The organism is Vibrio sp. PID17_43, assembly GCF_002608565.1.
Classification (GTDB): domain Bacteria; phylum Pseudomonadota; class Gammaproteobacteria; order Enterobacterales; family Vibrionaceae; genus Vibrio.
Genome location: NZ_LIXM01000001.1, coordinates 91481 through 115028, shown reverse-complemented (window position 1 = coordinate 115028; position 23548 = coordinate 91481). Strand labels below are relative to the sequence as shown.

Sequence of the window (23548 nt, the reverse complement as noted above, 5' to 3'; positions counted from 1 at the left end):
TATATTTTACCTAGAAGTCGTGTATGTCTGTATTTTCAAATCATCATTATATCAACTGACACTATGAAAATTAACAACAATACGTGTGTTTGTTCATTTTCCAAGTAATTTGAGGCTTACCACGGGTAAATAAACATAAAGTTGATTAAATTAAGAGCAATCAACAAGTTGTCTCGAGGACCCAGTGCTATACTTAGTTTGTTGAACCATGGAGGACCGTCGATGCAAATCAGTTCTGATGTACACAATTATATGGAAACCTTGGTTGGTCAAGTGCTCAGTTCGAATAAATATGCGGAACATTATGACAATGAACAGTTAGCTGATATTGCCTGTCTCGCATTAATTCAACTAAAACCCGTATATATCCGACACGACATTGATTTTTTATCAGCATTGCCAGAGGTTAAACTTGTGCAGTTCAAGACAAGCGTCGATGTCGCTGTAGAGAATGCCGTTGTGATGATTCAACAAGATAGACGAATGAATCGTAACAATAATATGCCTGTAATTTTCTCGCATACCCGTTATGATGAGGACAAAGAACTGGATTGGTTCGAAAAACCGATCCTCAACGTCAATATAAAATAATCAATGCTTGTTCCTTGTGAAGTCAAGGATAAGTATTCCCAAGGAGGAGTCGTGGGATTTTTTTCGCGCTTGTTTGGTCGCAACGAGAAGGCGGCAGTAGTTAACGAGGTTGAACCAGTCGAATACAAAGGCTTTTTGATTTACCAGCAAAGCATCGCAGAGGGCGGCCAATATCGCATCGCTGGTCGCATTGAAAAGGACATTGAAGGTGAGGTGAAAACTCATCGATTTATTCGGTCCGATGTTCTGGGTTCAGAGCAAGATGCAAACGAATTAATGCTAAAAAAGGCCCAGATGTTTATTGACCAAATGGGTGAAAAAATATTCGATTAAGAACTCACTTCAACTTGATTCGAATCATCTAAAAGAGAGCCATTAGTGTATATGCTAATGGCTCTTTTTCTTTTTAAGCTTTAAGCGGTTGTAAAATATGTATTTAACTCCAGCCTGGTTGGACCTCTAACTAGTCCGTTTGGTTGTGGTTATTTTTCAAAAGCAAATGGAATATTATTGATTACGAGTCGTTATATGTAATGAAATTTTGAATTTTTGTTACAAAATGCTTGAAGTCGTATTGGACGTTAGATACAACAGAATGACAACAGGGCCATTAACCAAGTCATTGCTGTTCAACTTGGTGTTTAGATGTATTTGTTTACCTATATTATTGGCGTGGTAACAATACAGAATTAAAAAGAATAAGTAAGGCTCTGTTTATAGGATTTATTTATAAATATGTATACAAGGAGTATGCGTTTTGCAAATCGGTGTACCTAGAGAAATACTCGCGGGTGAATCGCGAGTAGCTGCATCACCTAAATCGGTTGAGCAGTTAATTAAGCTGGGGTTCGATGTCGTAATCGAGTCTCGTGCAGGGGTGCTAGCAAGTTTCGATGATGCCGCTTATGAAGCTGCAGGGGCGAAAGTTGTATCTAGTGAAGAAGTATGGAAATCAGGTTTGATCCTAAAGGTAAATGCGCCAATCGTAGATGAAGAAAAAGGCATCGACGAAATCGCTTTACTGCCAGATAGCGCGACATTGGTCAGCTTTATCTGGCCAGCTCAAAATTCAGAGTTAATGGAACAACTGTCAAGTAAAAACATCAATGTTCTCGCAATGGACGCGGTTCCTCGTATCTCTCGTGCGCAAGCATTAGACGCACTTTCTTCTATGGCAAACATTGCCGGTTACCGCGCAGTGGTTGAAGCCGCTCATGAATTCGGTCGATTCTTCACAGGTCAAATTACCGCGGCAGGTAAAGTGCCGCCAGCGAAAGTACTGGTTGCGGGTGCAGGTGTAGCAGGTCTTGCTGCAATCGGCGCGGCAGGTAGTCTTGGCGCGATCGTTCGTTCTTTCGATGTACGTCCAGAAGTAAAAGAGCAAGTGGAATCGATGGGCGCAGAGTTCCTAACCGTAGACTTTAAAGAAGACTCAGGTTCAGGTGATGGCTACGCGAAAGAGATGTCTGATGAATTCAACAAGAAAGCGGCTGAGCTATACGCTGAACAAGCGAAAGATGTTGATATCATCATTACGACGGCGTTGATTCCTGGTCGTCCGGCACCGACGTTAATCACCAAAGAGATGGTCGATAGTATGAAAGCGGGCAGCGTGATCGTTGACCTTGCTGCTGCAAACGGTGGTAACTGTGAATACACAGTAAAAGACCAAGTCATCACAACGGAAAATGGCGTAAAAATCGTTGGCTATACCGATATGGTCGGCCGCCTGCCAACACAATCTTCTCAGCTATATGCGACCAACCTTGTAAACCTTCTCAAACTGCTGTGTAAAGAGAAAGATGGCAACATCAATATTGATTTTGAAGATGTTGTACTACGCGGTGTAACTGTCGTTAAAGAAGGCGAAATTACATGGCCTGCACCACCTATTCAGGTCTCAGCGCAGCCTCAAGCAAAACCACAAGACCCAGTTAAACCACAACCAAAAGTTGAAGAACCAACGTCACCAGTGAAGAAATTAGGTGCATTAGCCGTTGGTGTTGGTGCATTTGCATGGGTTGCTTCTGTTGCTCCGGCGGCGTTTCTATCTCACTTCACCGTATTTGTATTGGCATGTGTGGTGGGTTACTACGTGGTTTGGAATGTAACACACGCACTGCACACGCCTTTAATGTCGGTAACCAATGCAATTTCTGGGATTATCGTAGTAGGCGCACTGCTGCAAATTGGTCAAGGCAATGGTGTTGTTACCTTCCTATCAGTCATTGCTGTTCTTATTGCAAGCATAAACATCTTTGGTGGCTTTACCGTGACCAAACGTATGCTTGAAATGTTCCGCAAAGATAAATAATAGGAGTAACCAATGTCTGCAGGATTAGTACAAGCAGCTTATATAATTGCTGCGCTATTTTTCATCTTAAGTCTCGCGGGACTTTCAAAACAAGAATCGGCAAGAAACGGTAACTACTACGGTATTGCGGGTATGGCGATTGCGCTTATTGCGACAATCTTTAGCCCAAATGCGGAAGGGTTCGTGTGGGTCATCATTGCGATGGTTATTGGTGGTAGCATCGGTATCCACTACGCGAAGAAAGTAGAAATGACACAAATGCCAGAACTGGTTGCAATCTTACACAGTTTTGTAGGTATGGCTGCGGTATTGGTAGGTTACAACAGCTACCTAGAGCCACCAGTCGCGGTATCAACTGACCTTGCTGGTATGCACGCTGAGCATGTGATCCACCTTGTGGAAGTATTTCTTGGTGTGTTCATTGGTGCGGTAACCTTCACTGGTTCAGTGGTTGCGTTTGGCAAACTACGCGGCACCATTTCTTCTTCGCCACTGAACTTACCTCATAAACACAAAATGAACCTGGCGGCCATCGTCGTTTCTACGCTTCTTATGATTTACTTCGTAAAAGCGGACGGCAGCATGTTCGCTCTTATCTTAATGACGCTGATAGCTTTTGCATTCGGTTACCACTTGGTCGCGTCCATCGGTGGTGCAGATATGCCAGTTGTAGTTTCAATGCTGAACTCATACTCAGGTTGGGCAGCGGCGGCGGCGGGCTTCATGCTTGCAAACGATCTATTGATCGTAACAGGTGCACTCGTTGGTTCTTCAGGTGCGATCCTTTCTTACATCATGTGTAAAGCAATGAACCGTTCATTCATCAGCGTTATTGCTGGCGGGTTCGGACAAGAAGTTGTGATTTCAAGTGATGAGGAGCACGGCGATTACACTGAGATAAGTACGGAAGAAGTGGCTGAGATTCTGAAGAATTCAAAGTCAGTGATCATCACTCCAGGATACGGTATGGCAGTAGCGCAAGCTCAGTACCCAGTACAGAAAATTACCGAGATACTGCGTTCACAAGGCATTGATGTACGCTTTGGCATTCACCCAGTTGCGGGGCGTCTACCTGGCCACATGAACGTGCTATTGGCAGAAGCGAAAGTACCGTACGATATCGTGCTAGAAATGGACGAGATCAATGACGATTTTCCTCAAACCGATACTGTACTGGTCATTGGTGCAAACGACACAGTAAACCCAGCAGCGCTGGAAGATCCAAACAGCCCAATCGCAGGCATGCCAGTACTGGAAGTTTGGAACGCACAAAACGTTATCGTATTCAAGCGTTCAATGAATACGGGTTACGCAGGGGTTCAGAACCCATTGTTCTTTAAAGAAAACACCTCAATGTTGTTTGGTGATGCAAAAGAAAGTGTTGAAGCTATTTTTAAAGCACTATAAACCAACCGTATAGACCAACCAGGGTCAGCAATCGCTGGCCCTTCTTTGTTCAGCTCATTGTTATAGTATTGCAAATCCTTAGCCCACCTCATGTCTTTTACATATAGATTAATGTATAGTTCCCACTAATTTAAAAAGTAACGGTAACAGTTTGATTAAACAGTTTTTGCTTCGTTCTGTGTTAATGCTGCCACTTATTTCGGCTCCCGCTTTTGCAGATTCATTACCAGAACGGATTGATACATTTACAGAGCTATTTGATTATCAAACGGCCATTAAATCGTATGACATACGCATACTGCAGTCTAATTATCCAACAAAGTTACTTTCTCCAGATTCTATGCTACCGCAGACGGCTGACTACCCACTAAAAGACGTTCAGGAATTATATCGTTTAGCGAATACATGCCGTGGAAAGCTGCCTTTAAGCCCATTAATTACTGAACCTTTAGTGTTTACACGTGCCTTATGTAAAGGGACACAACTTACACCTAGATGGTTTTCCCGCAGTGGACTGATCCACCCGGGAGGCGGTAGTTATGCGGCGCGTTATGTAAACAAATATCCTGAGCTTCATTCCGAGCTTGCGCAGTACATGCACATAAAAGAACGAGAAAATAAAGAAGGGGACGAGTTACTAGCAAGCCTAAAACATATGAACGATGAAGCCATCAACGCACTCATCGCCGGCGCAAGTATGTTTATCGAAGATAAAGAGCTATGGTTACGTCGTGGTGATCATTATTTTGTGTTTTCCCAAGATATATGGCAGGAAAACGTCGAGAAAGCGGGTCTCGCATATAGGTTAGCGTCTGAAAGTCGCAGTTGCTTTGTAAAACGCGGAAACATCTGTTGGGATGTGGAAGATCAATCGCAATTGCTTCAGATCAGTATGATCGTTCTTGTCATTGCCAATATTTTGCTGGTGATTGGTTGGACAGTATATCGATGGAATAGCAAGCGAGAAGAGCTCCGTAGCCGAATGCTTGTGCTTCAGATCTTGACCCATGAGTTGAGAACCCCAATTGCATCGCTGTCATTGACTGTGGAAGGCTTTCGTCGAGAATTTGAACATCTTCCCGAGAGCGTTTACGATGAATTCCGTCGATTGTGCGAAGATACACGTCGATTACGTCAGCTAGCAGAGGCCAGTAAAGATTATTTGCAATCAGATAATCAAATGCTTGCAACAGACTGGGTGCCGTCTGTCGCTGAATGGTTAGAATATAAGATAGAAGAAGAATTTGATAACGCTGTACAGTTCAATCTAAATGAAGACGTTGCAGCAAAACTTAACGTATATTGGCTCGGAACCTGTATCGATAACTTGTTGCGCAATGCGCTCAAATATGGTGTTGCACCAGTTGAACTGAATGTCGTTACCAGTGCAGAAAAAATCGTAATTCAAGTCCAAGATGCCGGCAATTTAACTGCCAAAGACTGGGCAAACCTAAGAAAGCCGTTTGTGAGTAAGAGCGGGTTAGGACTTGGCTTAACAATTGTTGAATCTATGGTAGGCCGCATGGGCGGAAAAATGTCCTTAATAGGCCCCCCTACAACCTTTATATTGGAGATACCTTGTGAAACAGACACTGCTTCTCGTTGAGGATGATAAAAACTTAGCTGATGGCCTGTTAGTGAGCCTAGAACAAGCAGGATACGAGTGTTTACATGTGGAACGTATTTCAGACGTTGAACCACAATGGAAAAAGGCGGATCTCGTCATTTTGGATCGCCAACTTCCAGATGGTGACTCAGTGCAGCATCTTCCTGAATGGAAGAAAACCAAAGATATCCCAGTTATTTTATTAACAGCGCTAGTGACCGTTAAAGATAAAGTGGCAGGGCTGGACTCTGGTGCAAACGACTATTTAACGAAACCTTTTGCTGAAGCGGAACTGTTTGCGCGAATTCGTGCTCAACTACGTGCTCCAGATGCGACAGACCAAGCGAACGAAGATAAAGTGATGGCAAAAGATCTTGAAATTGATCGTGCGACCCGTGAAGTTGTTTTTAGAGGGGAGATGATCACACTCACTCGTACTGAATTTGATTTGCTGCTTTTTTTAGCGTCAAACCTTGGCCGAGTGTTTACTCGAGATGAATTGCTTGATCATGTTTGGGGTTACAACCACTTCCCAACAACGCGTACGGTAGACACGCACGTACTTCAATTGCGTCAGAAATTACCTGGGTTAGAAATCGAAACATTACGTGGCGTTGGCTACAAAATGAAAGCATAAGTTAGTAATGAAATCACTACTTCCTGTAGTTCTATCATTGATGATTACGAAACCAGTTCTTGCTATGGACTGGTTTCAATCAAACACACCGTTAACTCAGGCTCACCAGCATCTACTCGAAGATGATCTTGGTGGACTGTTTAACTCCCTTGTCGAACTTTGGCAAAGTGAGCCTAATAAACAAATTATTCCACACCTTAACGATTTATTAGGGCAGTCTTTAGCTAAAGATTGTGGTAAGTCGTTAACAAGTGTCACTCTCCCTGAATGGATTAGTGGTGTTAACGTCATTCGTCAGACTATTCAGAGCCCTGGACGTGATACCTATCGGTTAGTGGTCAAGCTTAGAGCGACCACCGATATTGAAGATATATCATTTCGACGCTGGGTTGATACCTCGATTTCCGGAGACAGCTCTTTCAGTTATGAAACGCAGAGCCAAGGCATTGAAATTGCGAACGAGCGAAACTACCTTAAGCGCTATAACTTAACCGGTAAAATGGACGCTGGACTGTATCATCTAACAGTACATGCTAAAGATAAGCGCACCTATCGTAGCTGGGTTATTTTGGGGGATTCCGGTTCTTCACAGTATGTACGCTGGACATCAAAAGAGAATTGGAAGGTAGAAAAGAGCGCGTTAAGAAACCCGCATTGCCCCTTACCACAACTGGAAGTTGGCCTATATGATTACGTTGATGGGCAATATAATCAGGTGTGGAACAAAACTTACGAATCAAACTACCCAAATGCGTTAGAGTTAAGTGGCGTTCCTAATGATCGATATGTGTTAGCGGTAAGCATTGATAGTCGTCGTTGGCAGGGCGAAATAATTGTTGAACAAGCGCAAACTATCAGCAGAACCTATGATGTTTCCCTCGAATAATCATTAAAGAAATAACACTTGTGCCGATATAAGATCAGGAAGAACTAAACCACAAGTGTAGTATGAAAACACAATTCAAAATTTTGGCCACGACGGTTCCCGCAGCACTATTTTCAAACGTGGCCTCAGCCGCGACCTATGCAATAGAAGCACGCAGTGACGCAATGGGTGGCGTTGGCACCGTTTCTGCCTCCTACCTTACCGCGCCATTTTTCAACCCAGCGCTTACCGCGATTTACCGCCGCAATGATGATGCAGGTATGATCGTACCAAGCTTTGGTATCAACTATAACGATCAAAACGGGATCATTGATTCGATTGATCGAATCGGAAAAATGGCACCAACTGACCCAAATTTAATATCAGAACTTGACGCTTTGAACAACAAAACGATGGACTTTGATATTGGTGGCGTTGTCGCTGTTGGTATACCAAACCAGTTTTTGTCTGCAACGGCTTACGGTAAGCTATACACAGAATCCTTTGTTCAGCCTGTTGTTGATACCAACGATCCAGTGAACGCATTAAACAACAGTTATGTAAAAGGCGTCTCGATAGGGGTTGCTGAAGCGGGCATTTCCCTTGCTAAGTACACTAATTTCATGAATCAACACATGTCGTTCGGTATTACGCCTAAGCTACAGCGCATTTACACTTATTCTTATGCAACGAGCTTTGCGGCATTCGACACCAAAGATCTGCGTGAGAACGAAACGGCCGACACCATATTCAACTTAGACGCTGGTGCACTTTGGTTCTTTGGCCCGTATCGCTTAGGCATCTCGGCAAAAAACCTAATGGGCAGCGACATTCACACTAAAGCGTTTACGTACAATGGTACAACGCCAATTGCATCAGAAAAATACAGTATGCGTCCGGTCTACACGGTAGGGGCAGGCTTTGTTGCAGACTATTTTTCTGCAAGTATCGATTATGACTTGAATGAAGAGAAAAAGTTTTCAACGTTTGATGACAACACGCAAATGCTCCGTTCTGGTTTTGAAATTGATGTGCTTCGTCAACTTGCGTTACGTGGTGGTTACATGAAGAATTTAGCACGAACAAACGATGAAGGGACAATCACCGCTGGTATTGGTTTATCTCCATTGAATCTCATCGAACTTGATATCGCCGCGCAATACACCAACGAAAACGCAATGGGTGCATCGATTAATTTCCTTGCGACCTACTAAGCGAATCGTTATAGTCAGCTCCTCAATATGAGGAGCTTTTTTTATGTTTGACGATTTACCACCTCTGTCACATCAAGAACAACAACAAGCTGTAGAACGCATTCAAGAGTTAATGACAAAAGGTACCAGTACCGCAGAAGCCATTAAAATTGTTGCTCAGCAAATTCGAGCTGATTACGCAGCAAAACAACAAGACGAAGCAAATTAAAAAGAGCAGGGCACAGACCCTGCTTTTTCATACCTATCACACTTCTACTGGCGACACCAACCATACTCCGCTTCAATTACTGTTACCGCGTCACCTCAGTTCTGATAAAAAACACTGTCACTTGTGCTGGTTGTTAGTAAAATTTTACCAACTTAAGTTAACCACCACTACGTTAACGATAATCAATGCGGGGCACACTGCCACAAATTATTGATAACACCTTAAATTACAATAGCTTACCGAAGTGTTTTTGTCTAAAGCAATCGCTTCACCAGTCTAGTGTTGTAATTTTATTACGGTGGTGGTCTTTTGCTTTTATTAGCCAGCGTTTTATCCTGTAAAAATCAAAATTTGACGTTGTCACTTATTAATTTTCCTCAATCAGGTAATGATGTATGGCGTGATAAAGACAGTGAGCGCTTGCAGACACCTACAGACATGGAAACAATTAATCAGCAGCTTTAGGTTAATGAGTGTATCGGCGGCATATATTGCATGAGCTTATTTGCCCAAGATAGGCGAGCAATGATCAATAATTTTCACTTCTCGCTCGTTAGTGCGTAGGTTTATGTTTACCTAATTCATGACCGCGTAACGTGATTAAGGGATATTGTTTATCTGTCGATTGGCCCCGACAGGTTTGGCGAAATTACTTCGTATTCTTTATGTGTATCTTGATTGTTTATCCATGTTACCCCAAACCTTAAAAGCCGAAACTTAGCGATGGTTTCGGCTTTTTATACCCGTCCTCTCAACTGATTACTTATCTATGCAGCTATGTTTATTTACAACGCTATACTGTAGAAGCAATGTTACTTTTACAAAGGGGGGAGTTATGATCACACACGGTATTACGATTGGCCTTGAACGAACCGACAATGAAGTGTTTGTTTCTATCAAAGCAATAGGAAAACTCACGCACGATGATTACAAGCGACTCGTACCAATGCTCGATTCAGTGCTAGAAAAAGTGGAAGATCCAAAAGTAAGAGTATTGTTTGATGCGACGGATTTCCAGGGCTGGGAACTTCGAGCTGCGTGGGATGATTTAAAAATTGGAATCAGTCATGGCTCAGTGTTTGATAAGGTTGCGCTTCTGGGCTCACACAAATGGCAAGACGTTGCGGCAAAAGTATCGAATTGGTTTATGAATGGCGAAGTGCGCTCTTTTCACGAGCAGGATGAAGCGCTTAAATGGCTGTTGTCTTAAAGCCCAACTTAAAACGAATAAACGCAAAATACCGCCGCTTGACGGCGGTAATTCAGATTAAGCACAGCATTTTTTGTACTTTTTACCACTGCCGCAGCTACATGGGTCATTACGATTTGGTTTTTTATCAAATACCGTTGTCGTTGGTTTGTTTAGCAGCGTATCTAGCTCGATTGTATTTTCGTCTTTCATTGGATCAACGACAATATTGGCAACGATAGCATGCTTTTCAACAATCATCTCAAGTTCTAATTTTCGTTCTTGCGACATTACCGTGATTGAAATTGGTGCTTCGTCCGTGCCAGCTTTAACTTCGCGGTTAACGTTATACCCTGAAAGTACGTGGTTTTGCCTTGTTTCGATTCTGCCTTTGAAAAACAATTTTGACATTTTATGACTCTTAAGTGATTTGTATGAAGCAACAAGAAGAGCGGATTATACTCGTCATTATGAAATGATAAAGAACAATTCACAGCCCTACGTGAGAAACGTTTTGGTGCTTAGAACTCTCTGGCAAAACGGTGTCGATTTGCGCAGTACCTTAAATCATTCTCAGTATTACGAACATAAAGCTCATTTAAAGCTCGTATCAACCAAATAGATACGAATTAAGATAGGTAAAAACGGGTCATTTTAGTTTTGCACAAAAGAGACATTCTAACTTTGGGCCATCACCCAAAGTGCGCATTATGTATATTATGTTAAATATGATATACACGTATGCGTATTTATTACCTGGTTAGGCTCCTATCCCTCTCAGATTTAAAAATTAAGGGGGTTCTGTGTATACCATTAAACATAATCGCTATTTACCATAAAATAGCTAATATGGATCTATCAATCTGCGATTGCTTGCTCTGCTATTAGCTTTTATCAGTTGTTGTGGTTGTCATCATTGTTTGAACGACTTGTTCTGGGTTTAGTGACCGGCATAAAAAAACGCTCACTATGAGCGCTTTTTTCAATTCTGTTGGTGAATGTAATTCAGCCGCCAGCTAACTTAACCGTCATGCCTTTCTTTTCAAGATGAGCTTTGATCTTATCTCGAGCGTCACCTTGGATTTCGATGTTGCCATCTTTCACTGCGCCACCGCAGCCACAAACTTTCTTAAGTTCTGCTGCAAGTAACTTTAAAGGAGCATCATCCAGATCCAAGCCTGATACAATGCAAACGCCTTTGCCTTTACGGCCTTTAGTTTGGCGTTGAATTCGAACAATGCCGTCGCCCTTAGGACGCTCGACTTTATCTTCTTCTGGTTTGATTCGACCAGTTTCTGTTGAATATACGAGAGTCATACTTCTATTTCTTTAGTTGTTGAGCTTGCATTGCTTTTTGCTTTGCAACCAAATAAGCCTCAATATGGCGTTGAATCGCGGTTTTACCACCTTTAATCAACTTGCCATTGAACATACAGTACCAAGCATTGGGTTCTCCTGTATCATTCTTTATTGTATAGCCGTTAAATACATCAGTTTGTGTGTTGCCATTACTTTGCAGGCGCTGACCAAGAGTCGAAAACTCTTTGGGGTCAATAATTGATGCCGTGTCACACCACCAATCAATGCTTTTTTTTACCGCCGTTAAACTACCTTGTAAAACGTGGTTTTTGATTTTGACTTTCCAAATGCTGCCATCAGGGCCTCCAGATTGGAGAGTAAAACCTCTGTAGTTTGAAATTGCCATGACACTGAATTGTCTTTTCTATTTGTTTATCCAATCATAATAACAACTGAACAATATCTAAATAATAACGAATATTTGTTCGGTAGAATAAAGTTCTGTTGCTATTATTTTTAACACAAAACGTATGACGGTAACGTTAGCTAGATTGCACTATTGATACAATCTTCTAAGAATTCATGGAACTTATGGCCATTATTTTGCAGCATTTTGGGGAACATAGAGATCGGCGTCATCCCTGGGAAGGTGTTGACTTCATTAAGGAAAATTTCACCTTCTTCGGTTAAGAAGAAATCAATACGTGATAAATGACGTAAATTCATTTGTTTAAATACCGTCTCCGATGCCTTGCGAATGTTTTCGATCTGTTCGTCGGTTAAGTTTTTCGCTTCCACTTCGGTTAATGAATGGCTAGTACTGCTGTACTTCTCATCATAGGAGTAGAATGCACCATCAGGGGCAATAACCTCTCCCGGTTTGGTAATATTCAATTGGCCATTCATTTCATAAGCTGCGATTTCTAATTCTCGCGGCTTAACTGACTTTTCAACCAGTACTTGATCGGAATATCCAAACGCATCATTCACCGCTTGAGACACTGCCTCTCTTTGGGTGACACTGTAACAACCAACGGATGACCCTTGTCGTGCCGCTTTGACAAATACTTTACCCCATTTATCAAATGCTTGCAGCGCTTGCTCGTGCGCTGCTTCGTCATTACGAGTAAGGAATAAGTAAGGCGTATTTGCAATGCCGATCGCGTCATACCAAAGCTTCGACGTGATTTTATTGAAACTGTTGCTGCTTGCTTCAGGCCCACACCCTAGGTAAGGAATGCCTGCAATTTCAAACATGGATTGAATATCGCCTGTTTCACCAGGGAAGCCATGGATGCAAGGTACAATGAAGTCGACACTTAGGCTTGTATCATTGGAGCACAGTTGTTTGGTATTGAGGTCTAGATATACCAATTCATCTTGGTTGGTAACCCAACCTTCCGTTTTGATTTCTACGCGTGTGACTTTTACGTTTTCAATTAAATTTAACTGCTGCTCAACAAAGTTCGCAGATAATAGTGAAATCTCATGCTCAGATGAGCCGCCGCCGCATAGTAAGAGAATATTTTTAGTCATGAATCAATCTTTCCGTGATCTACAAAAGATACTATCCAATATGATAAACCTTTAAGTAGTTACGTACAGTTATTTTACTGTGAGGAATACTGTTCGAGCAGGATTTGAGCAAAGTAAAAAGGGAGCGATTTGCTCCCTTGTTATACTCAAGTAACCGCGAGATGCTTGGGTGTATTAGTTCAATTTGTTTAGTGTTGGATAAGCCGAATTTTTAATAGAATCGATGGTCTTAACAAAAGGTTTTAGCTGTTTAAACTGGGCTGGTAGTGTCGAAATTGCCTGTTTTGCTTCAGCACTGGTGGCGTAATCACCATAAAGTACCGAGAACCACTTGGTTCCATTTACCACTTTGTAGTTTTCCCAAATTGGTTGTTTACCTTGTGGCAGTTTACTTGCCAATTGGTCCACTTTCGCTTGCCTACCTACAGCACCAACTTGAATTGTATATCCAAAGCGTTGAACTGCCGCTTGTTGTTCGTTCGGTGGAATGATCTTAACCGGCTTTGCCTGCTCTTGAGGGCTAAGCTTTACGACCTTTTTCTCTTCAGGTTTCGCTGTTATTTTATCGACAGTTGGCTCAACGTCTTGTTCTACTACAGCGTTTTCAGATGACATTACTGGTTTAGGTATTGTCTGAGATTGGTAATCTTCTCGGTAGGATTCTGAAGTAACTTCTGTAATATAGGTTTCAGATGCACAAGCAGAAAGTAGTGTTGCCAAACCAATGATTGCGATTTTTTTCATGAAGTAACAAACGCTCTGAATAAATATGACGTCGAATCATGCCGATAGCAGTCTACTTTATCAAGCACCAAACACAATAATCTGCAATTTTGATGTGATGAGTAACACAATCTCTACTAGCCTGGTTTAGATTTGCGCAAATGTAAGGTCGAACCACATTTAAAGCGTAACTTATTCGTTTATGATGAAAAGATGATATGTCATCAGTCACCGCGAAGGAATCGCCATGAACAAATTACAAAAACTCTTTAAACCGAATTCTGTTGCAGTGATTGGCGCTTCCCCAAAGGAGCTACGTGCTGGGCAAATTGTCATGCGTAATCTGTTGCAAAGTGGATTTGCTGGTGCGATTATGCCAGTCACACCAAAGTATAAATCCGTTTCTGGTGTTATCGCCTATCCAGATGTAGCCTCCCTTCCCTACACCCCTGATATTGCAATCCTCTGTACTAACGTGTTACGCAATAAGCAGCTTTTGAAAGAGCTCGACGAGCGCGGTACTGAGTTCGCTATTGTTATCTCTGACGATATCGAACACCTCGATATGACAGGTTTGCGCATTCGAGTTCTTGGCCCAAACAGCTTGGGCATCATTTTGCCATGGCATCGGTTTAATTGTTCGTTCTCGCCTGTTGCTGCTAAACCAGGAAAAATCGCTTTTATTTCTCAATCTTCTGCGGTGTGTACAACCGTTCTTGACTGGGCAAATGATAAGAATATTGGCTTTTCAGCATTTATTTCTATCGGCGAAGGCCAAGACATCGAGTTTGCTGAGTTACTCGATTATTTAAGTATGGATGCCAATACGGAAGCCATTTTGCTCTATGTTGAGACCATTCGAGATGCTCGTCGTTTTATGTCTGCAGCACGAGCCGCCTCGCGTAACCGACGCATTCTGGTATTAAAGGCCGGACATTCTCCACAAGCTCACGCCCTTGGTCTCCAAGGTGCCGATACTTTGGATATCATCTATGACTCAGCGATTAGAAGAACGGGAATGCTGAGAGTAAGCAATACCCACGAGCTGTTTGCCGCTGTAGAGACGCTCACACACTCGGTTCCACTTCGTGGAGAGCGTCTAGCGATCATCACAAATGGAGGCGGCCCTGCAGTTATGGCCGTCGATACACTTTTTGAGCGAGGAGGGAAACTAGCAACATTAGATGACGCAACAGTAGATCAAATAAAATCGGCTCTTCCAGAGAAGTGGCGTGGTGTTAATCCTATCGACCTCTCTGGAGATGCGACCAAAGCCCGCTACATAGAAACGATTACCGCACTAATGAACAACGACTGTGCAGACGCCATTTTGATCATGCATAGCCCTTCCGCCGTTTCTGATGCAACTGAGACCGCAAAAGCAGTAATTGAAGCGATTAAAGCTCACCCAAGACACCGGCACTTCAATATATTGACCAATTGGTCAGGAGAACAAACCTCACGAGAAGCGCGGTTGGCCTTTACTCATGCTGGCATTCCGACATATCGAACGCCTGAAAGTGCAGTGGTCGCTTATATGCACCTTGTGGAGTATCGAAGAAACCAAAAGCAGCTGATGCAAACGCCAACGACGGCAGAACCGTTGCACTCCGGCAGTGTCGATTTAGCAAGACAGTGGGTAGAAGAACAATTACTGGATAAAAATACAGTATCGTTAGACACTCATCAAAATAGTCCTTTATTTGAGCAATTTGGCTTTAACATATTACCGACGTGGATTGCTTCTGAGGTATCTGAAGCTGTTCACATGGCGGAGAACATTGGCTACCCAGTCGCGGTAAAATTACGCTCACCTGATATTCCGCACAAGTCAGATGTGCATGGCGTGGCATTGAACTTACGTAATAGCCAAGAGGTGTCGAGTGCAGCACAAGCGATATTGGATACTGCAAAACTTAGCTATCCGTTAGCTAACGTACAAGGCTTACTGGTTCAAGGGATGGCAAAGCTTGGCAGCTCGGAAGAGCTGAGGGTTAGTATTAAAGTCGATAAGGTGTTTGGCCCCGTTATTTTACTTGGGCAAGGCGGTTCGGATTGGAATATTACCCAGGACGCGGTTGCAGCATTACCGCCACTCAATATGGCGCTTGCGCGTTACTTAATCGTTATTGCCTTAAAGTCCGGTAAAATTCGGCTGCAGAAGCACAAAGATACGCTTGATATTACCGCGCTTTCAAAGTTTCTCGTGCGGTTTTCTCAAATGGCGGTTGAACTACCTGAAATACAATCGCTGGATATTCATCCAGTACTTGTTTCTGGTAGTGAGCTGACCATCATCGATGCCGATGTTACGCTATCAAAATATGAGGGGGATGCTCAACAAAGGCTAGCCATTCGTCCATTCCCTGCTGAATTCGTTGAAACGGTGACTTTGCGTGATGGTCAACCTATCCTATTGCGTCCTATTCTGCCCGAAGACGAACCAACCCATGCGCAGTTTATCAACAGCGTGTCGAAAGAAGATCTATACAACCGCTTTTTCTCTGATGTTGGGGAATTTAATCACGAAGCTTTAGCAAATTTAACTCAAATTGATTACGACCGAGAAATGGCATTTGTTGCAGTGGCATTTGATGAGAGCGGGCCTTTGATTATTGGCGTTGCCCGAGCCCTGATTACACCAGATAACAGTGATGCTGAATTTGCAATCTTGGTTCGATCTGACTTAAAAGGAAAAGGCCTTGGCAAACTGCTTATGCAAAAAATCATCAGCTATTGCAAGATCAAAGGGACTAAGCAAATGTCAGGAATGACAATGCCAACCAACCGAGGAATGTTATCACTGGCACAAAGCTTAGGTTTTGAACTTGATGTTCAGTTTGGTGATGGTACCGCTGATATGGTTCTTACCCTCAACTAAGCGGATTTTACAAAGGATGCGGCTCGGCATCCTTTATTTCTTTTACCACTCAACATGTGACATTGTCACTTTAATTTCCAATTCTTTTTCAAATATTGTACGCACCATGACTTCGCCTCCCCCATGGTGTTCCTCCGCCATGCCAAAATGATGTCCATCGAATGATCTTCAGAGCCCTCTATGCGCTTTAATGCACCTGAATCAATCAAGGGCTGTGAAACTTGACAAGGAACAGTACCGATGCCTAATCCTGAAGTCAGTGCCTCTACCTTAGCTGGGAAGTTAGTGACTGTGAGTCGTGGCTGTTTTTGAGTGATATTTATTGAAAGCGCAGGTTGCTCTCTCGCAGTATCTGCTATGGCGATAATCCGATACTTTTCTCGTGCGTCTGCATTGAATGGACCATTGCGCTTATGTACATAATGATCACTTGCTGCTACCCACTCCATTGTCATTTTGCCAATTTTCTCAGCTTTCACATCGTGAGGGAGTGAGTCGAGCGTAGGACAAATGAGTAAGTCCGCTCGACCAGTATTCAATGACTCCCAACTGCCTGCAAGGATCTCTTCTTGTAACCTTATTCGTGTGGTACTGACCTCTGCTAGCGCATTCACCATAGGAAAGAAGTTTGCAATTGGAATGATACCGTCGAAAGCGATGGTAATGTCCAGTTCCCATCCATTCGCAAGCAATGTCGCATCACCGACCAACTTTTCGCAGGCCTGTAAGATTGCCCTACCTCGCTCAAGAATCAACTGGCCTACTTGTGTAAAATGCGCCTTATGACCAGAGCGATCAAATATCATGATGTCAAGGTCTTGCTCAAGTTTTTGAATTTGATAACTGAGTGATGATGGTGCTCGATCTAGCTCATTCGCCGCAGCAGCAAAACTGCCTCTTCGGTCAATTGCATCAAGTATATGAAGTGCTTCTAAAGTGATGGGGCTTTGCATATTGGTTCACTCCGTGACTTAGTATCCGTCACAGTATAAAGACTCTAGTTTCATGATGTAACGGTGCAATTTAGGCCGTTTTTTAGGCATAGGTACGTATCTTTTGCGCTACAAAACAAAAAAGCCAGCTTAATGCTGACTTTTAACAAAAGTTTTCATTTCAAAAATGTTAAGAAAAGAATGAAAAATGAAAACTTACTGTTTTGCCATCTCTTTTTTCACCATTACTGCCGCAGCAACGATAAAAGCGATGATTAGACCAAGCTCCATGAAAGGCTCCGTTAGATTAAAGCAAATTTACGAACAAAATTAGGACGATAATTATTTTATCATTTATATTCGCACTTGCTACCTTTTAACCAGAAATTCACGAATTTATTCGATTTAGATCAAAAAAGGCGCATCGGAGCGCCTTTTTGTTGCAAATTTGTAGTTCGGGTTATTTTAAGCGTCTGGATAACCTTGCGGGTTATTGGATTGCCAACGCCAAGTATCACTCGTCATTTCGTCTAGCGAACGTTCGGCTTTCCACTCCAGCTCATTCATCGCTTTTGAAGGGTCCGCCCAACATTCTGCGATATCACCAGGTCGACGCGCTACCAGTTGATAAGGGACCTCTTTACCACACGCTTTTTCGAAGGCTTTTACCATTTCCAGTACGCTGTAACCGTTACCAGTACCAAGATTGTAAATATGAAGGCCTGCTTTTTTACCCACTTTGTCTAGAGCCGCGACGTGCCCATCTGACAGATCCATTACGTGGATGTAGTCACGGACCCCTGTTCCATCTACGGTTGGGTAATCACTACCAAATACCGACAGGAACTCACGGCGACCAACGGCCACTTGCGAGATAAATGGCATCAAGTTATTTGGAATGCCTTGTGGGTCTTCACCAAGCTCACCAGTTGGGTGGGAACCAACTGGGTTAAAGTAACGTAATAGCGTAATGCTCCAATCCGGGTTCGCTTTTTGAAAATCGGTAAGACACTCTTCAACCATCAGTTTGCTTCGGCCATATGGGTTTGTTGCGCTGGTTGGGAAGTTTTCTGTGATTGGAACTGATGCAGGATCGCCATAAACCGTTGCAGAAGAACTAAATACTATGGATTTAACGCCCGCTTCGCGCATTGCATCGACAAGAACTAATGTACCGTTTACATTGTTATCATAATACTCTAGTGGTTTCGCCACTGACTCCCCAACGGCTTTTAAACCGGCAAAGTGAATCACCGCTTCAATATTATGCTTTTTTAGTGCGTCTACAAGTGCCGATTTATCACGGATGTCTGCTTGAATAAATTCAGGCTTTGTGCCGCAGACTTTTTCTATACGTTTTAGAACACTCGCTTTGCTGTTGTACAAATTATCGAGAATCACTGGCGTCATGCCAGCTTCAATCATTTGAATACAAGTGTGGCTGCCGATATAGCCCATACCACCCGTAACAAGTACTTTCATTTAATTATTCCTTCTGACGCGAATCTAAATAGTCTAAAGCTTTAACTAATATTTTTAAACTCTCATTTATGATTCTTGTCTCATAAAAATGGCTTGACCTTTTCCTGCTTTTTTCGCTTGGTACATCGCGGTATCCGCACTCTTCAGAATTTGCAGTGCATCTCGCTCTTTAACGCCAACAAGCTTAACGCCAATGCTCACCCCGACTTTCAGCTGCTCGTTTTTATATTCGATGGGTTCACACACCTTGGCGATCAGTTTCTTTGTAACACGAGTTACTACTTTTTGATCTGTAGGATTAACGATCATAGCAAACTCATCACCAGACAGACGGGCAATTAGGTCATTGTGTCGAGTGACAGAAGTCATACGTTCAGCGACTTGTCTAAGTACTTCATCGCCAGCGTCATGTCCATGGGTATCATTAATGCCTTTAAAGCCATCTAAGTCGAGATAAAGTACAGTAAACTCGTCACGTAAATATGACGATTGTTGCAATAACTTATCCAGTTCAATATGAAACTTTGAGCGGTTCGCAAGCCCGGTGAGTTCGTCGTGATGGGCTAAATGTTCTAATCGTTCCATTTCTTTTACGCTAGAGAGATCGGTTAAGATAATGACCATGTCATACACATGAGGGTCTTCTCCTTTTACGATACGATTCACTTTAGCGAACATCGGGATCAAGCGGCCATTATGATCTTTTTCAATCACTTCCCCTTGCCAGGTTCCATAGTTATGAATTGACTCAATAATGCTTGGCATCATGGTGTGAAGCTTACGCCAACGAATGGACTTAAGAAACGGCTGACCAATTAACTGTTCCGCATCAAGTCCGACAAACCGGGTTACGGCCGGATTCACCATTGTGATTATCCCTTGACCGTTAAGAACGACGAGACCATCTTGGCTATTCTCAAACACTCGTCCTGCTACACGCTCACGATTTATTGCCTCTTCAATTTCCGTGATGTCTTGAATAGCAAAAAGCAAATAACCGTGATCGGTTAACCGACGGCTCGTTAAGCTCAATTGCTGTTCTTTTTTCTCACTTTGAATCGGAACGTCATCGTACTCTAAACCGTGTGCCAAAATTTGGTTCAATTTGATCGCCGTTTTAATTTTGATTAAATCGCTGATATTGTATTTGGTTAGATTATGAGCGCTTATCTTAAATATGGTATGTGTGGCGACATTGCAGTGGACGATTCGCCCTTCATTGTCGGTCACAATCAATGCATATTGAACGGCATCAATCACCGCGTCAGAAAATGTTTTCTGTTGTTCTAATGCATCTAATCGTTTTTGAAGTTGCGTTTCTCTCATTTGGCGGCAATTTGTCATGGTATTGAACGACGCAATCAATCGCCCAACTTCATCTTTCGAACCCCGTTCCTTTGGACCACGCATATGATGTCCATCAGCAAAATCTTGCATTGCACGGTCAAGCGCCACAAGTGGGCGTAGGACTTTTCTTTCTATGGTGATGTAAAATAGAACGACGACAACGATCAATATGATCAAAAACAGCTCGCCATTTTGAACAATCGAATCTTTTAGATCTAAGATTGAGTGATCAGACAAAGTGATACGCACGGTCCCTATCCGCTGCCCTTGATACACGATAGGTTCATAAATATTGAGGTAACGAGCTGATAATGCGTTAAGAAGCGTGTCGAAGCGGCTGATGTCACGAATGTTGTGCGCTGGAGGAAATGCCCCGTTGAGATCGAAAATGGCAAAAGGCTGATCATGTTGATCATATAACTTAACGAGCGATACGTTGGGATCATTCAACAGACCGACCAATAGCGAATAGACTTGTTGCTTGTTCTTTTCGGCTAGCGCAGCTTTAATTGAGTGTGAAACATCACTAATGAGTAGTTTCGTCTGCTCAGACATTTCCTTCTTTGCAGACTGGTAAGCGATGTTTAACGTATAAGCGTGTGTTGTAACAAAGATGGCCGCAATGGATATAAGAATTGGCCATATTAGCTTTGCTCGTAATGACATATATATTCCTGTTGCAAAAACAATTAAACCCACATAAGAATTGTTATGCAAACTATCGCACTAATAAGCCAATAGATTAACATGACATGATACGAAATGAAGCTAAAATTCCCAGAAATTAGTGTGTTACCGTATGAATTATTGGATAATTAGGTTGATATCAATGTGCAGACTGAAAATTAGAACCCATCTTCACAAACAGCGAACTTTGTCACGGAATACAAACCATTTTTCCTGCATTTTTAACCAATAATTAAGCGTATGACATTGAATAAACAGCAACTCACACTAAATTGCGATATGGGCGAAAGTTTTGGCAGCTGGACTATGGGAGCTGATGAGAACGTCATGCCTCATGTCGATATGGCCAATATTGCCTGTGGTTTTCATGCCTCTGATCCTAATGTCATGCATAACACGATTGCTTTGGCGAATCAGTTCGACGTCGATATCGGCGCACATCCCGGCTACCCAGATCTGCAAGGTTTTGGGCGACGCAGTCTCAATCTGAATAATGATGAAATTACTAATATGATCATTTACCAAGTTGGGGCTCTACAAGCTTTGTGCCGTGCTCAATACACCGATATTAGTTACATCAAACCTCATGGCGCGCTATACAACGACATGATGGCAAATGATAAAGTGCTCCTCGCGGTCGTTAAGGCTGCGGCACAATTTAAAGTGCCATTGATGATTCTTGCCTCACAAGAAAATGAGAGATACTTAGAGATTGCAGACGATTTTGATGTCCCTCTTCTGTTCGAGGCATTTGCTGACCGCTTGTATCAAGATGATGGAATGCTAACACCACGCACGCACCCAAATGCTGTTCTTAACAGTGAGCATGCGATACTTGAGCAAGTGAAAATGTTAGCTGGTTCAGGAAGAGTTAAAACGACCTCTGGCCGTTATATATTGCTTGAGGCCGATACGATTTGTGTTCATGGGGATAACGAAGAATCCATCGCGTTAATCCAAAAGATTCGCCAGAGTCTCTATACTGGAGGAAGTTAATGAAACAAGGGCTGTTTTTTATCTCACCAATATCGGAATGTAATATATTGATTCGTTTTGATAGCAGTGTATCCGTCGAGCATGTGGGTGAAGTAGCCCACCAAATCGTCGAAAAATTCAGTGCCATTATTATGAATGTGGTCCCTTCGTATCGGACCATATTGATTGACTATCTGCCTTTTAGAATTCAAGAATCCCATCTTTTAAATCAACTCCAGCACATGCTTAATGAGTTCAATGTCCAATCTTTGGATAATAAACAGCCCAATACGATTTCTATACCGGTCTATTATTCTGAACAAACCGCACTGGACCTAAATCGTTTTATAAGTAAAGGCCTATCACTTGAAGCATTGATTGAAGCCCATACAAAGCCCGTTTATACCGTGTCTGCAATTGGTTTTTCACCGGGCTTCGCTTATCTATCCGATGTTATCAACGAACTGCATATGCCAAGGTTAAAAACGCCAAGAACACATTTACCCGCCGGTAGCGTTGGCATCGCGGATTCTAAAACCGCAGTTTATCCGTCAGACAGTCCTGGCGGATGGAACATTATTGGTCGTAGCCCAATGAATCTATTTTCTGATTGCCCGCCATTCATCCCTTTTGAGGTTGGTGACAACGTCACATTTAGGCCAATATCGAGGCAAGAATTTATTCATTTGGGAGGAAAATTATGAGCCAGCCGGCACTATTGGTTGAAAAACCGGGTACATTATCTTTAATCCAAGATTTTGGACGCTTCGGTCTTGCACATATTGGTATAACGCAAGGCGGCCCAGTCGATGACTATGCATACAGTTGGTCTAATCACTTATTAAATAACCCTGTAAACTGCTCGGTCATTGAGATTACTCTAGGTAACGCGAGTTTTAAGGCGCTTGAAGATTGCCATCTCGCCATATGCGGCGGTGATTTGAATGCCACGATAGATGACACCCCTATTCCAAACTGGTCTGATTTTTGTTTGAGACAAGGCCAAACGCTGCGTTTTGGTCTCGCTAAAAATGGCTTGCGCGCCTACCTCGCCGTAAGAGGCGGGTTTCACGTTACAAAGCATTTGGGAAGTACCGCAACGGTTGCACGAGAATCGCTAGGAGGATTAGATCAAAAAGGCAGTGCATTGAAAACAGGTGATGTGTTGCCTTTTGCCTCTCACTCGCTGCCGACAACCAAACCAAGGCAAATGACATTTCGTTTTAAGCCGGATTACAACTTACCAATGAAACTGCGGGTCATTGAAAGTTACCAGTGTGACGATTTTTCTCAAGAGGCTAAGCAGGCGTTTTATGATGGCTCATTTACCATTTCCTCAAACTCGGATCGCATGGGATATCGGCTTAAAGGTCCGTCGGTAGTGCCTCCCTATGAGAGGATGTTATCAGAAGGCATAGCACTTGGTTCAATACAGCTACCTAGTGATGGAAACCCCATCATCTTACTCAATGATCACCAGACTATCGGCGGCTACCCTAAGCTGGGGTGCGTCGCAAGGATCGATTTACCAAGGCTAGCGCAGGCAAAGCCTGGCCAAATGGTAAGCTTTATCAAAGGGGATAGAGAAGGCTTGCAAGACGTGTGGTGCCAATGGGCTCAGTTTTTTGGCTACTGAGCCCCGCCTCTGTAGGTTG

The 23548-nt window shown here is 42.8% G+C and carries 22 protein-coding genes; 14 read left to right on the top strand and 8 right to left on the bottom strand.

Going from position 1 to position 23548, the window contains the following annotated elements:
* Positions 1-222 precede the first annotated feature (222 nt).
* The 10 genes from AK965_RS00535 (at position 223) to AK965_RS00490 (ending at position 10052) form a co-directional block, all read left to right on the top strand.
* Positions 223-591: a late competence development ComFB family protein gene (locus AK965_RS00535; protein ID WP_099077766.1), complete on the top strand. Its 369-nt coding sequence runs from the start codon at positions 223-225 to the stop codon at positions 589-591.
* 51 nt (positions 592-642) lie between these two features.
* Positions 643-924: an HlyU family transcriptional regulator gene (locus AK965_RS00530; protein WP_099077765.1), complete on the top strand. Its 282-nt coding sequence runs from the start codon at positions 643-645 to the stop codon at positions 922-924.
* A 424-nt stretch (positions 925-1348) separates the two neighbouring features.
* Positions 1349-2905 carry a Re/Si-specific NAD(P)(+) transhydrogenase subunit alpha gene (locus AK965_RS00525; RefSeq protein ID WP_099077764.1) on the top strand — a complete coding sequence of 519 codons (1557 nt, stop codon included), beginning with the start codon at positions 1349-1351 and terminating at the stop codon, positions 2903-2905.
* A gap of 12 nt (positions 2906-2917) precedes the next feature.
* The gene (gene pntB, locus AK965_RS00520) at positions 2918-4312 is read left to right on the top strand and encodes a Re/Si-specific NAD(P)(+) transhydrogenase subunit beta (RefSeq protein ID WP_099077763.1); all 1395 of its coding nucleotides are present in this window, start codon (positions 2918-2920) and stop codon (positions 4310-4312) included.
* A 184-nt stretch (positions 4313-4496) separates the two neighbouring features.
* Positions 4497-5918: a sensor histidine kinase VxrA gene (vxrA, locus tag AK965_RS00515; protein WP_301182215.1), complete on the top strand. Its 1422-nt coding sequence runs from the start codon at positions 4497-4499 to the stop codon at positions 5916-5918.
* Positions 5893-6555: a response regulator transcription factor VxrB gene (vxrB, locus tag AK965_RS00510; protein WP_099077761.1), complete on the top strand. Its 663-nt coding sequence runs from the start codon at positions 5893-5895 to the stop codon at positions 6553-6555. Before vxrA ends, vxrB begins: the two co-directional genes overlap by 26 nt.
* Positions 6556-6562: 7 nt before the next feature.
* Complete coding sequence (locus AK965_RS00505; RefSeq protein ID WP_099077760.1) at positions 6563-7441, top strand: DUF2861 family protein; 879 nt, start codon at positions 6563-6565, stop codon at positions 7439-7441.
* A 62-nt stretch (positions 7442-7503) separates the two neighbouring features.
* A complete protein-coding gene (locus AK965_RS00500; protein ID WP_099077759.1) occupies positions 7504-8634 on the top strand; it encodes a conjugal transfer protein TraF in 1131 nt (376 codons plus the stop codon).
* Positions 8635-8677: 43 nt separating this feature from the next.
* Positions 8678-8842 carry a YoaH family protein gene (locus tag AK965_RS00495; protein WP_099077758.1) on the top strand — a complete coding sequence of 55 codons (165 nt, stop codon included), beginning with the start codon at positions 8678-8680 and terminating at the stop codon, positions 8840-8842.
* Between the two features lie 835 nt (positions 8843-9677).
* Positions 9678-10052: an STAS/SEC14 domain-containing protein gene (locus tag AK965_RS00490; RefSeq protein ID WP_099077757.1), complete on the top strand. Its 375-nt coding sequence runs from the start codon at positions 9678-9680 to the stop codon at positions 10050-10052.
* A 57-nt stretch (positions 10053-10109) separates the two neighbouring features.
* Here the strand turns inward: AK965_RS00490 and AK965_RS00485 are convergent, their stop codons facing one another.
* From AK965_RS00485 to AK965_RS00465, 5 genes are all read right to left on the bottom strand, one after another.
* The gene (locus tag AK965_RS00485; protein WP_099077756.1) at positions 10110-10442 is read right to left on the bottom strand and encodes a PBPRA1643 family SWIM/SEC-C metal-binding motif protein; all 333 of its coding nucleotides are present in this window, start codon (positions 10440-10442) and stop codon (positions 10110-10112) included.
* Between the two features lie 594 nt (positions 10443-11036).
* Positions 11037-11348 (bottom strand): stress response translation initiation inhibitor YciH, encoded by a 312-nt coding sequence (gene yciH, locus AK965_RS00480; protein ID WP_099077755.1) that lies wholly within the window; start codon positions 11346-11348, stop codon positions 11037-11039.
* Positions 11349-11352: 4 nt separating this feature from the next.
* Positions 11353-11736: a DUF3319 domain-containing protein gene (locus AK965_RS00475; protein ID WP_099077754.1), complete on the bottom strand. Its 384-nt coding sequence runs from the start codon at positions 11734-11736 to the stop codon at positions 11353-11355.
* Positions 11737-11876: 140 nt separating this feature from the next.
* Positions 11877-12866 carry a D-alanine--D-alanine ligase gene (locus AK965_RS00470; protein WP_099077753.1) on the bottom strand — a complete coding sequence of 330 codons (990 nt, stop codon included), beginning with the start codon at positions 12864-12866 and terminating at the stop codon, positions 11877-11879.
* Positions 12867-13040: 174 nt separating this feature from the next.
* A complete protein-coding gene (locus AK965_RS00465; protein WP_099077752.1) occupies positions 13041-13610 on the bottom strand; it encodes an SPOR domain-containing protein in 570 nt (189 codons plus the stop codon).
* 226 nt (positions 13611-13836) lie between these two features.
* On the opposite strand from AK965_RS00465, the gene AK965_RS00460 reads away from it, so the two are divergent.
* The gene (locus AK965_RS00460) at positions 13837-16470 is read left to right on the top strand and encodes an acetate--CoA ligase family protein (protein WP_099077751.1); all 2634 of its coding nucleotides are present in this window, start codon (positions 13837-13839) and stop codon (positions 16468-16470) included.
* Between the two features lie 65 nt (positions 16471-16535).
* Here AK965_RS00460 and AK965_RS00455 read toward each other — a convergent pair whose 3' ends face one another.
* From AK965_RS00455 to AK965_RS00440, 3 genes are all read right to left on the bottom strand, one after another.
* Positions 16536-17423 (bottom strand): LysR family transcriptional regulator, encoded by an 888-nt coding sequence (locus AK965_RS00455; protein WP_099077750.1) that lies wholly within the window; start codon positions 17421-17423, stop codon positions 16536-16538.
* Between the two features lie 444 nt (positions 17424-17867).
* Positions 17868-18884: a UDP-glucose 4-epimerase GalE gene (gene galE, locus AK965_RS00445; protein WP_099077748.1), complete on the bottom strand. Its 1017-nt coding sequence runs from the start codon at positions 18882-18884 to the stop codon at positions 17868-17870.
* A gap of 66 nt (positions 18885-18950) precedes the next feature.
* Complete coding sequence (locus AK965_RS00440; protein ID WP_099077747.1) at positions 18951-20897, bottom strand: diguanylate cyclase; 1947 nt, start codon at positions 20895-20897, stop codon at positions 18951-18953.
* Between the two features lie 261 nt (positions 20898-21158).
* Here AK965_RS00440 and AK965_RS00435 point away from each other — a divergent pair, with 261 nt between their 5' ends.
* The 3 genes from AK965_RS00435 to AK965_RS00425 are packed head-to-tail and all read left to right on the top strand — an operon-like array spanning position 21159 to position 23529.
* Positions 21159-21914, top strand: coding sequence for a 5-oxoprolinase subunit PxpA (locus AK965_RS00435; RefSeq protein ID WP_099077746.1), 756 nt, complete (start codon positions 21159-21161; stop codon positions 21912-21914).
* The gene (locus AK965_RS00430; RefSeq protein ID WP_099077745.1) at positions 21914-22597 is read left to right on the top strand and encodes an allophanate hydrolase subunit 1; all 684 of its coding nucleotides are present in this window, start codon (positions 21914-21916) and stop codon (positions 22595-22597) included. The genes AK965_RS00435 and AK965_RS00430 overlap by 1 nt, the downstream gene beginning before the upstream one ends.
* Positions 22594-23529, top strand: a complete 936-nt coding sequence (locus tag AK965_RS00425; RefSeq protein ID WP_099077744.1) for a biotin-dependent carboxyltransferase family protein — start codon at positions 22594-22596, stop codon at positions 23527-23529. The genes AK965_RS00430 and AK965_RS00425 overlap by 4 nt, the downstream gene beginning before the upstream one ends.
* Positions 23530-23548 lie beyond the last annotated feature (19 nt).